A 13,932-nucleotide genomic window follows, 5' to 3' on the forward strand; every position below is an offset into this window, starting at 1 on the left:
AATAATGATAAAATCTTTGGTACAGATTGTTTAGATACTTTATGCCCAGGAGATTTATGCATCCGGGATTTAGGTTATTTTCACTTGAAAGATCTTCAACATATACAAGATAAAAAGGCTTATTATATCTTAGGTATCAAATCGAATACACGTATTTATTAAAAAAATCCTAACCCTGATTATTTTCAAGATGGCAGAATCAAGAAAGGTACAGAGTATATCCAGATAGATATGGAGGTTTTAATGAACTCTCTTCAACCAGGACAAACATGTGAAATATCCAATGCTTTTGTAGGAATGGTTGACTTACGCTGTTTCCATTCTTGATATACGGATATAAATCTATTATCAATCTCAATTTTCTTTCGACCAAATTTAATACCCTTAAAAAATCACTATTCTCCCATTTCTTCTAAACCGATGAGAGGATAGTGATTTTGAAACTTCTTCACCTGTTCAATTGAAATTTCCCGTTATTTATTATGGATTCATCGTGATTTCAATTGCTGAAGCCCTATCATTCCAATCCGCAGCCATATTAGCAGTTTTACCATACCACTCATAATGTCTAAACATGACTCCTTGACCATATCCCTGAGATGAAGTATGCTCCCACAGCGTCGTTGAGTAGCTTGCAGAAGGTGACGCCGTACTTAAGGAGGAAATTCTGTCATTCCAGCCAGAAGATAAGTTTGTAAACCCACTGCTCCAATAAATATACTGTCCACCTTTATTTATATGCTCATAGAAATCCGTACTTTCAGGACCACTACCTAGAGGCTTTATTACATTTTTAAGTTGAGGCTGTATTACATTTTTAAATCTTTGCTTATCTTTTTTAATGAAAGCCTCCAAGGTTTCTCTGCTCGTAAAACCATACGCTAACCAATCTCCCTTGTTATTCTGTTTAGGCAAAACCATGGTTATTTTTATGTCTTCGTTAGATTTGTTATTCACTTTGGCCAGGGAATCCACACTCTGTTCATCTACAGTTAAATACTCGAACGATTTAATCGTGTAATCTTCTTCTGCACTTGCTGATACCGTTCCCAATCCTCCAGTTAATGCAAAACCAGCTGCTAATGCTCCTACTACTAACTTCTTGAACATACAACCATCCCCTTTTTGCTTAGATTTTTGGTACAACTAAAATATATGTTATTTTTAGAATTATATAAATGTTTAGAACTTTAGAAATAAAAAACGGAATATTCATTGTTTTTTATTTTAATTTTTAGGAAAAAATACATTATTGGGGTTTTATGGCATGCCCATTAAGTTAAAAGGTTCTGTTGCAAAGTTACCCAAAACATAGAGAATCTAGGATTGCATCGTTAAATGGTTATGCAACCATTAATAATTCCTGTCATTCATTATACGTTGAAAAACCGAAGTCTGAGCCAAGACTTCGGTTTCTTTTATATAGAGCATGAATGGTTTCGATTTCTTTTATCGTACGTGAAGCATGCCGAAGGTTTTGAAATCCTGCGGATTTGGCAAAACGCCTCTTGACATGCCTATGATCCTGTTCGACGAGATTGTTCAAATGTTTGATTGTACAATGAGTTGTATTTGAATAAAAACCTTGTTTTCTTAATTTCTTAAATGCGCAAAGTAATGCCGCGCTTTGTCTGTTGTTAGAGCCGTTGGTTCGCCAAATGTTTTCACTAATCTTTTCATAAAGGTATAAGCAGCCCGATAATCCCGTTTTTACGAAGTTGAATATCCAATGTATGCCCGTCTTTATCTATTGCACGATATAAATAACACCATTTTCCTTTGACTTTTATATAGGTTTCATCTAGCTTCCAAGATAATTGGACGTTTTTATTTTTCTTCTTCTTCTTCCAAATTTGATAGATAAGGTTTCCGTATTCATGAACCCAGCGCATGATAGTTGTTGGGTGAACTGAGATTCCACGTTCTTTTAAAATTTCAGAGACACCCCGATAACTTAAAGAAAAACGACAGTAGTACAGGGCGGCTACCAAAATAATATCTTTCTTGAACTGTTTTTCTTTAAAATATCGCATTTATGTTTCTCCTTACTCTTTTTTTCTAGAGTGTGGTCTCATTTAGAAAACTTTGCACCAGAACCCTTTTTTCTTTGAATTTTTTAAGTTCATAATAACGCCTCCATTTCATTCTGTTTTTATGATAACTCACTGGTATTTGCTAGCACAAAATCCCCCAATAATCCCTAAAAATAAATATTTTTTGAAAACTTTATAAATAAAAAAATAGACAAAATCTTCTGAAAAAAGGCTCTATACTAGGTTTTTTGAAAATCTTAATATATAAATTATGATAATAGAAATACCCATAATTATTCCTGGTATTGTTTTATCAGGAAAAATTTTACTTAATTTTCTGAATGAATTTTATCCATAAATATAATTTTTTTATTAATCAGAAAATTCTATTCTTGTGATAATATTGGTGGTGCAGATCTGTTGCAAATATTTGAATTACACAATTATCTATATAAGGGGGGAATGTGAAATGGAAAAGGAATATATTCATGAAGAAATGTTAGAGCTTGAAGATCTTGAATTAGATGAAGAGGATTTACTAATTCGTGCAGGCAAGACATTAGGTTAAGTTTTAAAATAAGGAGGTTACATATGCAGTTTAACTGTATATGTAACTTTTTTTAAGGTAGGGTATACAGAATGAAAGAAAATAAGATTATTTTATTATATGAAAGATTTATTGAATTAGACTATGAAGAAGAGTTAGATAAAGTACCAAAATTAAAAAACAGAGGGGTACTTTTGAATTTTTGGAAAAAATGGTATGAAATTAGTGAAAAACAATTCGAATTTATAATTTGGAAGTCCATTAATACTGTAGATACTTTAGATGATCTAGTCAAAATAACTGGGACTTTAAGTTTGGCTTTAAGATTATTAAAAGTATTAAAAGAAAGAAATTTAGTTGAAATTATAGAAAATAAAATAAGGTTTTCACAAGAGTTAACAAGTAGTATTTTATATGAACCAACCCCTCTTCGTAATACAGGATATGAGAATAAAATAAACAAAAAAAAATATGCTCAATTTAAAGCTACTTGGGATAGTTCGTTGAGGAGAGCTGAAATAATAAATCAAGAGTTATCGTCTAATAAAAATATCTTTTTTTGTGGAGATGATGATTATACAAGTTTAGCCCTTAAACAATATAAAAACAGAGAAATAGATGTAGGAGATATTGACGAAGAGTTGATTGAATGTTTGAAACATACAAACAATGATATTAAGTTTTATAATTTTGATGTTAGAAATGAAGTTATGGAAGATTTAAGGAATAAGTATGATGCAATACATTGTGACCCTATAGATGATGGTAGAGGGTTAGATTTGTGGTTAAATAGAGCTAATGAATTATTAAAAGGTCAAAAGGGTGATTTAATTTTTTTAAATATAAGTGTTAAAAGATTAGGTAATAGGGCGGTTTATTTGCAGAATTTCTTGACATCTTTAGGTTTTTATTTAAAAGAAATTATTCACGATTTAAGTTCTTATAAAGTGGCTGAAGAGCCTTACATTGATGAAGAATTAATAAAAAAGGACTTAGATGGCATTGGTTTTTCTAAAGATACATACCATAATTTGTATATTCAAACAGACATGTTAGTTTTTGTACGATTAATAGATAAACCAACCCTTTTTCCGCAAGAATATTATGAGATTAGAAGAAAAATATAAAATAACTGCGAGGTAAAATAATGTATGTTTTAGGAGTCAATGGGTGGGACTTTGATATTCATGATGCAAGTGCGTGTTTATTTTATAATGGTAAATTAATAGCTGCAGCTGAAGAAGAAAGATTTATTCGTCAAAAAAAGGCATTAGATAAAATTCCATATAATTCAATAGCTTATTGTTTAAAGGAAGCTGAAATTACTCCAAATGAAGTAGATCATATTGTTATGGGTTGGGATGTAGAGCAATTATATTTTGAGAAGTATTCAAAGAAGCTTAACAAAGAAGATTGTCTTGAAAAGGTTTTTCCGAAGGGAATTTTTAAGAGAGATAAAGATCCCCAAATTCATATGTGTTCTCATCATTTGGCACATGCTTCTGGTGCGTTTTTTAGTTCGGGATTCAATGAAGCTACCCTAATAGTTATTGATGGGAGTGGAGAAGAAGAGTCAATAACGATAGCAAAAGGAAAAGGTAATAAAATAGAAGTACTAGAAAAATACCCGCTGGAACATTCTTTAGGTATTTTTTATGAAGCATTAACTGTATTTTCAGGTTTAGGGAGGCATAATGAAGGGAAGTTAATGGGCCTATCTTCATATGGGGAAGAAATATTTGAATTTCCTGATATACTGGAAAACCCTTTGAAACCAAATAAAAATACAGTTAGTATGAATGGTAAATATTTTTCGGTATTAAAAGATTGGATAAAAGTTATTAATAGTATAACAAAGATTGCTCCTAATTATATTAAGTATGAATATAATCCAATAGATTCAATACTATTAATGAATTCATCGGTAATGGGATATAAAAATATTGCAGCCTCAGGTCAGGCAGCCTTGGAAAGAGCAATTGTTAAGCTTGTAAAAAAAGCTATTAATCTAACTGGAATAGATAATTTGTGTCTTTCGGGAGGAGTAGCATTAAATTGTATAGCGAATAGAATGATAGCTGATTTACCAGAAGTGGATAGTTTGTACATTCAACCAGGTGCTTCAGATAGTGGGGTAAGTATTGGAGCAGCTTCATGGTTTCTTGCCGAAAATGGTATAACGCCTAAGTTCACTGAAGATCATGTATATTCCGGTCCGGAATTTCCTGATTCTGGTATCTTAAATATATTAAAAAAATATAATCTATCATATATAGAATTAGGCTCTAACAAATATGATAAATGCTCCGAGTTATTAATTCAAAATAAGGTAATAGGAAGATTTTCTGGAAAGATGGAATTCGGCCCTAGAGCTTTAGGAAATAGAAGCATAATAGCTAGCCCTCAGAGGAGGGATATGTTAAATAAAGTAAATACTATTAAGAAAAGAGAGCAATGGAGACCATTGGCTCCCAGCATCATAGATGAAAACGCTTCTGTAGTATTAGAAGAAAAAATAAATAACCCTTATATGCTGTTAAATTCTACTGTTAAAAAAGAGGTACATCATTTAGTTCCAGCAATTGTTCATGTTGATGGATCAACAAGGGCTCAAGTAGTTACGAGGGATATGAATTCTGATTATTATGAAACAATCCGCAACTTTTACCATAAAACAGGAATTCCTGCAGTTATGAATACATCGTTTAATGTAGGAAAAGAACCAATTATTTGTAACCCAAGTGATGCTATTAGGTCATTTTATGGATCAGAGGTGGATGCCCTTTTATTAGGTTCATTTTTGATTATTAAATAAAGGAGGAGAGATTTTGAGAAATAGAAATTATTCTAATCTAAAAGATGGAATGATAGAGGATTTGTTACTTAATAAAAAAAGTTATCCTAACTACCCAGAATATATACTATTAGATTTAATAAAAGAGGAAACAATTTTTAAACGAGGAGCTTGCTCAAAGTATATTCAGCATGAAGAGTTCAATACATGGCAGGAATATTTTTGTGGGGATTATTACGAAAAGCCTCAGGGGAAAAGAATTGCTTTTTTACAAGTTTGTACTTGGGCTAAACCATATGACTTTTCATATATTGGTAAAAAAATTAGACAAGTTACAAATAAATACCCTATGGTTCATCCAATTATTCTATCAAATGCGGGAGTTATACCATATGAATACCAAATGAACCCTACTTTTTGTGCATACGATTGGATGGAAGATATTGAGGATCCAGTAATTTACGAAGAATTGATGAAAGAATATAGGGATGTATTGATACAAAGAATTAGGAGATACCTAGAATCAAATTCATACGATGTAGTAATACAATATGGTGTACCGGTAAAAAAATATTCAATGGCTCCTGCAATTAAAGATATTTGTAAGGAATTAGGAATTACTTTTCTTTTAACCCCAGATATAGAAACATATAGAAATAATAAAGATAAATTAGTCGAGTTAAAGGATTCAGGGGAATTTTATTGTTTAGATGAAGTTCTGAGTAGTATGGATAATTGTTTAAATAAGGTGAGTAGATATGTTGAATCTATCAATTGTAATACCAGCTTATAACGATATTAGATTAGAAAAGTGTTTAAAGAGTATTGATGAAAATGTAGAGGTTGTCGTTGTCTTAAATGGTGCAACCGAAGAAGTAAAAAAAATCGCCTATTCTAGCGATGCAGTAATTGGCGAATTACCTACACCTAATTTAGCAAAAGCATATAATTATGGAATTGAAATTTCTAGTAAAGATAATGTGTTAATTATGGATTCAGATTGTATTTTTATGCCAGGTACCATCAATAAGTTATATAAATTATTAGATGCAGGATCTTTAGCTAAAGGAAGAGTGATGTTTTCATTTAACAGCAAAATTGGAAAAATCATTGCACGTGCAAGACATATACATACTTGCAAAAAAAATGCATATTCACCTCCATTGGCATTTAATAAAGGAATCTTAGCGAAGGTAAATGGATATTATTTTGATGAGAATTTATCTTGGACAGAGGATTATGATTTTGATATTAGAGTTAAATCTGCAAGTCTTAAGATTTTATATGATGATAATGCAAGAATTATTCATCCAGAGTTAAGCATTAAGCAAGATTTGAAAAGTTCATTTAATTATGGGATAGGTCATGCACGTGGGGTTTTACAACAAAAAAATGGTTATTATGAACCTAAAAATAAATTAAGGTCGATTATTAACTCATATAAGTATATCAAGAAAAAATACGGTTATTTAACTGCTTTCTATCTCATATTTTGGCAGATTTCCTTTTATAGGGGATATGAAAAAGAAATACATTAAGGAGGAAAACAATGCAGCAACAATACGATGAAATTTCTGAATTATACGACATTATCATCCCAGAACCTGATGGTATTTTTGATTTTTACAGTGGTTTGGTAAAACCAAATGATGAAGTTTTAGATTTGGGGTGCGGTACTGGTAGATTATCTTTTATTCTTGCTGAAAAAGGCGCTAATGTAACTAGTGTTGATATATCAGCAGGAATGATCGAAAAAGCTAGTAAGAAGCTAGATGAGATGCCAAATATTAAGGATAAAATAGAATTTAAGGTTTCTTCTGCTACAGATTTTAAGTCTGAAAGAAAATTTGATTTTATATTTATGTCTGGTGGTGTATTTGAATATTTACTTACATCGTCACAACAAAAATTAGCTCTTAGAAATATTAAATTACTATTAAAAGAAGGCGGGATTTTTGTTTTCGATATTATTACACCTCCAACTATTCTTCCTTATTCTAAGAGAGTGAGTGATGGAGGAAATAGTCCTATTAAAGGGGAGAATTTTAAAAATTATAAAGTTAAATCATGGGATGTCGTAAAAGCAGATCATTATAAGCAAATAATTGAAACCACTTGTTATTTTGAGGTTTATGACATAGCAGATAATTTCTTAAGTAAAAAAGAATTTAGATTTCTTGCAAAATATACTTTACCATCCGAAATGCAGTATCTCTTAGAAATAGAAGGATTCAATATAAAAAATTTTTATGGTGATTACAATAAAAATCCTTTTGGGAGGAATAGTGAATTTATGGTGTATGAATGTAGGAAGTAAGGTTAGAATTTTAATGATATACAGTGCGAATAGACGCTCTTAAAAAAGTATATTTTTCTAGTGGAAATAAAATGTATCCAGTTAGTATAGGGACTCCAGAGTAAATAATTTTTAATTAAAATAATAGGTAAATGATTTACCTGTTCAATAAAGGTGATGCTGAATGAAGGATATAGTAAAAAAACATTTAGTTATAGCGCCACACCATGACGATGAAGTCATTGGCTGTGGTGGAACAATTGCTCAAGCTATTAGTAAGGGTGAACATATAAAAGTAATAATAATTACAAAAGGAGATTTATCTGGAGGTGTAGGGGATTTAAATGAAATTGTTTCAAATAGAGAGAACGAGTGTATAAAAGCTTGTAATACATTAGGGATAGAAAAAGAAAATGTTAAATTTTTAAAGAAACCAGACAGATCACTTGTGTATTCTTTAGATTTTGTGGAAGAAATTATTCACGAAATCTCTCTATATAAGCCTAATTTTATTTATTTCCCCCATGATATGGAAAGTGATAGGGATCATCGAATAGTAAATGAAGTTGTATCAGAAGCAATATTCCTGTGTCAATCAGGGTTCTTAAAAGAGGATTGTGCTCCTTATATAAGGATGTGTTTACAGTATGAAGTATGGACTCCCATGAAAAACTATCAGGTTGTAAAAGATATTACCAGGTTTATTGAACTGAAAAAAGCATCAATTAAAAAATACGAATCACAACTTAAAACATTAAATTTGGTTGATGGAGTTTTGGGGTTAAATTCTTATAGAGGTATGCAGGCAGGAGTGCAATTTGCAGAAGTTTTTAGAGTGGTAAGTAAGTAGTAAGAAGGAGAGAGAAGATGGATATCATTGAAATTGAAAATGTATCAAAAACTTTTGAAAGAGTAAAGATTGAAGAAGGATTAATAAACTCTTTCAAGAGTTTATTTAAAAGAGAAAAGGTCAAGGTTACTGCTTTAAGTGATGTGTCATTCAAAATAAAAGAAGGTAAAATAATAGGGCTTATTGGCGCGAATGGTGCTGGTAAGTCTACCTTAATGAAAGCAATGGTTGGGTTAATTAAACCAACTTCCGGGAGAATTTTGGTAAATGGATTTAACCCCCATAATAAGAAGAAAGATTTTTTAAAGTCAATTGGCGTTGTTTTAGGCCAAAAAAATCAGTTATGGTGGGATCTTTCCCCTTACGAAACATTTTTATTACATAAAGAAATATATGAACTGTCTGATACAGAGTTTAGAAAGAATGTAGATGAATTAGCTGAAAATCTTGGGGTATCAGAAATTCTTAAATCGCCAGTAAGGAATCTATCGTTAGGAGAGAGAATGAAATGTGAGTTAATTGCTTCAATCTTACACTCACCTAAGATATTATTTTTAGATGAACCGACTATTGGATTGGATTTTCTTGCTCAAAAGAATATTAGAAATTTTCTCAAGAATTATTGCAAAGAAAGAAATACAACAGTTATAATAACTAGCCATTATTTCCCAGATATATATGAGTTATGTGAAGAATTAATAATATTGAAGAATGGAGAAGTTGTTTTTAATAACAATTTCAAAAAAATAAAAGAAGAAATTAAGAGTTATAAATATATATCTCTTAGCTTTGAGAATGAAATAAATTCTCAAGATCTTAAGAAATATGGAGAAGTTAAAGAATCGGATAAATTTAGTGTAACAATAAAAATTCAAGATAAGCTAGTGAACGAGACCATATCTAGCATATTAAAAGAATTCAATGTTATTGACTACAATTTGACTGAAATGTCATCACAAGACCTCATTGAAGATATTTATTCAATGGAATCGACTGGAGTGAAAATAACAGTATGAAGAAGTATTTAAAACCAATGATGCTTTCATTTCAAGCGGTTTTTCAGTATCGCATGAATGTTGTATTATATATGATTTTTGGTTTAATACCGCTTGTGGCTTTAATACTATTGTGGCATTCTCTCTTTGAAACACAAAACAATATTCAAGGCTATACTCTTGAAATGATGATTACTTATGTAATAATTGCTAAGTTAATTGAACTTTTACTAATTCCTGAAATGCACTGGTCGATAAATGAGGAAATACAATCCGGTGAATTATCAAAATATCTTACAAAACCATTTTCATATTTTGGATATTGGTTTAGTCATAATTTAGGTAACAAAATTATTCAGGTACTGATGTCAGTGATACCGATAATACCGATAATATTCCTGAACAAGGATTATTTCCTTTTGCCTACTTTAAAATATACTTTCCTGTTCATTCTTTCAATAGTAGGAGCATTAATACTATATTATATGATTTATTATTTGATATCACTCTTCTCATTTTACTTTGTAGAGATATCATCCTTTTTCTTTACTGTAGATATAGTATTAGAATTATTATCTGGATCGCTTATTCCGCTTGAATTTTTACCAGCCCCGTTAAATACAATAACTCAGTTTTTACCTTTTTCATACTTGATTCACTTTCCGGTAAATGTATATTTAGGAAATTTAAGTGGCACTGAAATTGTAAATGGATTAATTTTACAAGTGATATGGTCCTTAGTTTTCTATGTCCTTATTAGAGTACTTTGGAAGAAGGGGTTAAATAAATATGAATCTGTTGGTGCATAAATATGATTAGATATTTAAAAATGTTAAAAGCAATTCTTAAAATTAATTTAAGTAATATTATGATGTATAGAGTTAACTTTTTTTTAAATATATTAGATAGCGTTGTTTGGTTCATTGTTACATTAATATTTTTTAATAGTATATTTGATAGTTTTGGTAATATTAATGGTTGGAATACAAATGATATTTATTTGCTAATTGGAACAAGTGAGTTGATAAAATCTTTGATGTTTACTCTTTTTATTAATAATCTACCGTATATACCGAGTTTAGTTAACCAAGGAAGTTTAGATCATATATTGTTTAAACCTATCAATAGTCAGTTTCTAGTTTCATTAAGAAAGCTTGATTTAGGGAATTTAGGGAACTGTTTACCAGCCGTACTGTTAATTAGTTATGCATTATTACAAAAGGGAGAGAGTGTTAGTATTGTAAATGGATTTTCTTTCTTGGGTCTATTGTTTTTAGGGATTTTACTCTCGTATTCTCTGTGGTTTATTTTAATGACTTTATCTATATGGTTAACCAAAGTTGAAGGTATGCATGAGTTATTTCTTGGTACTATGACATTACTTAGATACCCATCTTCCTTATATAAAGGAATAAGTCGATTTGTTTTTTTATTTGTTTTTCCTATTGTTATTGTTAGTAATATTCCAACTTATGCTTTAATTGGTCGATTAGAACTAAACGATGTATTCGTGTTAATGGGTTATTCTATTGGATTTTTTATTATTTCAATTTATTTTTGGAAGTTTGCCTTAAGATATTATAACAGTGCAAGTAGTTAAGGGGAGAATAAAATGTACTCTAATGATAAAGCAATAGTTGTTTTTAGTGGTGGGCAAGATAGCACAACATGTTTATTTTGGGCAATGCAACAGTTTGCGGAGGTGGAAGCTATAACATTTAACTACAATCAACGTCATAAGTTAGAAATTGATTGTGCAGCGGAAATTGCGAACGAGCTTGGCATTAAACATACAGTGCTAGATATGAGCCTACTAAATCAGCTAGCTCCAAATGCGTTAACAAGAACAGATATGGAGATTACACACGAAGAAGGTGAATTACCATCGACATTTGTAGATGGGCGAAATTTACTATTCTTATCATTTGCTGCTGTATTAGCAAAACAAGTTGGGGCACACCATATCGTAACAGGTGTATGTGAAACTGATTTTAGTGGTTATCCAGATTGCCGTGATGTATTTGTGAAATCGTTAAACGTTACATTAAATTTATCAATGGATTATCCGTTTGTCATTCATACACCACTTATGTGGATTGATAAAGCAGAGACATGGAAAATAGCAGATGAACTTGGAGCATTCGAGTTTGTTAGAGAAAAAACTTTAACATGTTATAACGGAATCATTGGTAATGGTTGCGGTGAATGTCCAGCGTGCCAACTTCGTAAAGCAGGTTTAGATACGTATCTACAAGAACGCGAAGGAGGGAATGAATAATGGAAAACTTTTTCGGATTTCGCATTGTAGAAAATTTGCAAAAAATGGATAAGGATATTCAGCGTGAGCAATTAAAATACCATAATAAAAGAGTAATGGTCAGCAAGGAATTTACATTTGATGCAGCACACCATTTGCACTGTTATGAAGGGAAATGTAAAAATTTACATGGTCATACATACAAAGTTGTATTTGGTATTAGTGGATATGTAAATGACATTGGACTTGCAATTGACTTTGGAGATATAAAAGAAATTTGGAAAAACGAAATAGAGATTTATTTGGATCATCGCTATTTAAATGAAACATTACCAGTGATGAATACGACTGCGGAAAATATGGTCGTCTGGATTTATGAAAAGATGGCGGAAGCATTAACAAAAGGGAATCGAGCAGAAGAATATAAAGGAGCTCGTGTCGAATTCATACGGCTCTTTGAAACACCAACGAGTTATGCAGAAGTAAGACGGGAGTGGATACTCGATGAGTAAGATTCCTGTTTTGGAGATATTTGGTCCAACCATTCAAGGAGAAGGAATGGTTATCGGACAAAAAACGATGTTCATTCGCACAGCAGGTTGTGATTATAGCTGTTCTTGGTGCGATTCAGCCTTTACATGGGATGGCTCAACAAAAGAACAAATTAGACAAATGGCGCCAGAAGAAATTTGGAATGAACTTGTTGGAATTGGTGGAGAAAATTTTTCTCACGTTACAATTTCAGGTGGGAATCCCGTTTTGCTGAAAAATATTCAGTTTCTTCTTACTGTATTAAAAGAGAATGGAATTCGTACAGCGATTGAGACGCAAGGGAGTAAGTGGCAAGAATGGTTACTTCAAATTGATGAAGTGACCATTTCGCCTAAACCACCAAGTTCGAAGATGAAAACAGATTTTACGATGCTAGATTCTGTTATTCATAAATTAGAAAGAAAAGATTTTAGTTTAAAAGTAGTCGTATTTGAAGATTATGATTTTGAATATGCAGTAAAGGTGCACAAGCGATATCCGCAAGTACCATTTTTTTTACAAGTTGGGAACGATGATACGAAAACGGTGGATGATGCAGCGCTTATTAAAAACTTATTACAGAAATATGAGCGGTTGATTGAAAAAGCTGTACAGTGTAAAGAAATGAATGATGCGAAAGTATTACCTCAACTTCATGCTTTAGTATGGGGAAATAAACGAGGCGTATAAATAAGAGCATTTTATGAATAAATTAATAAGGTGGAAATAATATATGAGCTTAAAAACAATCCAAAGTGTAGAAATAGATACTGACAAAATTGAAGTAGCAGTAAAAATGATTCTTGAAGCAATTGGAGAAGATATTAATAGGGAAGGTATTTTGGAAACCCCAAAGCGAGTAGCAAAAATGTATAAGGAAGTTTTTCAAGGTTTAGGTCAAAACCCTTCTGAACATTTGTTAAAAATATTTAATGAAAATCATGAAGAATTGGTATTAGTTAAAGATATTCCGTTCTATTCTATGTGTGAACATCATTTGGTACCTTTTTTTGGAAGGGCCCACATAGGTTACATTCCTAATAATGGAAAAGTAACTGGGTTAAGCAAATTAGCTAGAGCTTTAGAAACCATATGCAAAAGACCACAGTTGCAGGAAAGAATAACCAATGAATTAGCAAATGTAATTTTTGAAACTTTAGAGCCAAAAGGAGTAATTGTTGTAATTGAAGCTGAGCATATGTGTATGACAATGAGAGGTGTGAAAAAACCTGGTTCAATGACTATAACTTCGTCATATAAAGGAATAGTTAAAGATAATAATACACTTCGAAGTGAAATTTTAAATTTGATAGAGGGATAGAATTACATCGTTATTATGCTAAAAAAAAAATTCTCTTGAAATGAAAAAAGACGTTATTCTTTTTGTGGGTGGTTCTGGTGCAAAAACTTCAGGGAAATTGCAAATAATCTCTAAATCTTGGACATACTGATACTATTACTCTAAAAAAGGTGTGTGATCGGTATGAAAAAGGAAAATTTGTTCAAATGGAAGCACTATCAACCTGATATTATCTTATTAACGGTAAGATGGTACCTACGGTACAACCTAAGTTTTCGTGATTTGGTGGAAATGATGGAGGAACGAGGTTTGTCTATTGCTCACACCAC

The 13,932-nt window shown here is 31.3% G+C and carries 14 protein-coding genes and 3 pseudogenes; 15 read left to right on the top strand and 2 right to left on the bottom strand.

The features are described from left to right. Window positions 1–306, top strand: a pseudogene (locus tag C564_RS33935) (transposase); the annotation flags it as partial. Window positions 307–480: 174 nt separating this feature from the next. On the opposite strand, the gene C564_RS0128930 reads toward C564_RS33935, so the two are convergent. Beyond that, window positions 481–1,110, bottom strand: coding sequence for a hypothetical protein (locus tag C564_RS0128930; RefSeq protein WP_003203095.1), 630 nt, complete (start codon window positions 1,108–1,110; stop codon window positions 481–483). A 256-nt stretch (window positions 1,111–1,366) separates the two neighbouring features. Next, window positions 1,367–2,033: pseudogene (locus C564_RS35740) on the bottom strand (IS6 family transposase). A 639-nt stretch (window positions 2,034–2,672) separates the two neighbouring features. Between C564_RS35740 and C564_RS0128945 the strand changes: the two are divergent. The 14 genes and pseudogenes from C564_RS0128945 to C564_RS35745 all read left to right on the top strand — a co-directional run. Beyond that, window positions 2,673–3,707: a bis-aminopropyl spermidine synthase family protein gene (locus tag C564_RS0128945; protein WP_018767826.1), complete on the top strand. Its 1,035-nt coding sequence runs from the start codon at window positions 2,673–2,675 to the stop codon at window positions 3,705–3,707. Window positions 3,708–3,727: 20 nt separating this feature from the next. Then, entirely contained in the window at window positions 3,728–5,395 is a 1,668-nt protein-coding gene (locus C564_RS0128950) for a carbamoyltransferase family protein (protein WP_018767827.1), read from the top strand. A gap of 13 nt (window positions 5,396–5,408) precedes the next feature. After that, window positions 5,409–6,167: a DUF5591 domain-containing protein gene (locus tag C564_RS0128955; RefSeq protein ID WP_018767828.1), complete on the top strand. Its 759-nt coding sequence runs from the start codon at window positions 5,409–5,411 to the stop codon at window positions 6,165–6,167. Further along, entirely contained in the window at window positions 6,133–6,912 is a 780-nt protein-coding gene (locus C564_RS0128960; RefSeq protein ID WP_018767829.1) for a glycosyltransferase family 2 protein, read from the top strand. The genes C564_RS0128955 and C564_RS0128960 overlap by 35 nt, the downstream gene beginning before the upstream one ends. An 11-nt stretch (window positions 6,913–6,923) precedes the next feature. Further along, window positions 6,924–7,691: a class I SAM-dependent methyltransferase gene (locus C564_RS0128965; protein ID WP_006097704.1), complete on the top strand. Its 768-nt coding sequence runs from the start codon at window positions 6,924–6,926 to the stop codon at window positions 7,689–7,691. A gap of 163 nt (window positions 7,692–7,854) precedes the next feature. Further along, window positions 7,855–8,520, top strand: a complete 666-nt coding sequence (locus tag C564_RS0128970; RefSeq protein WP_003203739.1) for a PIG-L deacetylase family protein — start codon at window positions 7,855–7,857, stop codon at window positions 8,518–8,520. 17 nt (window positions 8,521–8,537) lie between these two features. Continuing rightward, on the top strand, window positions 8,538–9,536 hold the full coding sequence (locus C564_RS0128975; RefSeq protein WP_018767830.1) for an ABC transporter ATP-binding protein: 999 nt from the start codon (window positions 8,538–8,540) through the stop codon (window positions 9,534–9,536). Continuing rightward, on the top strand, window positions 9,533–10,324 hold the full coding sequence (locus tag C564_RS0128980; RefSeq protein ID WP_018767831.1) for an ABC transporter permease: 792 nt from the start codon (window positions 9,533–9,535) through the stop codon (window positions 10,322–10,324). The genes C564_RS0128975 and C564_RS0128980 overlap by 4 nt, the downstream gene beginning before the upstream one ends. A 2-nt stretch (window positions 10,325–10,326) precedes the next feature. Further along, a complete protein-coding gene (locus C564_RS0128985; RefSeq protein ID WP_006097707.1) occupies window positions 10,327–11,115 on the top strand; it encodes an ABC transporter permease in 789 nt (262 codons plus the stop codon). 12 nt (window positions 11,116–11,127) lie between these two features. Beyond that, window positions 11,128–11,793 (top strand): 7-cyano-7-deazaguanine synthase QueC, encoded by a 666-nt coding sequence (queC, locus tag C564_RS0128990; RefSeq protein WP_018767832.1) that lies wholly within the window; start codon window positions 11,128–11,130, stop codon window positions 11,791–11,793. Next, a complete protein-coding gene (gene queD / locus C564_RS0128995; RefSeq protein ID WP_006097709.1) occupies window positions 11,793–12,284 on the top strand; it encodes a 6-carboxytetrahydropterin synthase QueD in 492 nt (163 codons plus the stop codon). Before queC ends, queD begins: the two co-directional genes overlap by 1 nt. Beyond that, window positions 12,277–12,993, top strand: a complete 717-nt coding sequence (queE, locus tag C564_RS0129000) for a 7-carboxy-7-deazaguanine synthase QueE (RefSeq protein WP_018767833.1) — start codon at window positions 12,277–12,279, stop codon at window positions 12,991–12,993. Before queD ends, queE begins: the two co-directional genes overlap by 8 nt. Window positions 12,994–13,036: 43 nt before the next feature. Beyond that, entirely contained in the window at window positions 13,037–13,624 is a 588-nt protein-coding gene (gene folE / locus C564_RS0129005) for a GTP cyclohydrolase I FolE (RefSeq protein WP_018767834.1), read from the top strand. A 162-nt stretch (window positions 13,625–13,786) separates the two neighbouring features. Beyond that, window positions 13,787–13,932, top strand: a pseudogene (locus C564_RS35745) (IS6 family transposase); the annotation flags it as partial.

Source organism: Bacillus sp. 105MF, from assembly GCF_000374885.1.
GTDB classification, from domain to species: Bacteria; Bacillota; Bacilli; order Bacillales; family Bacillaceae_G; genus Bacillus_A; species Bacillus_A pseudomycoides.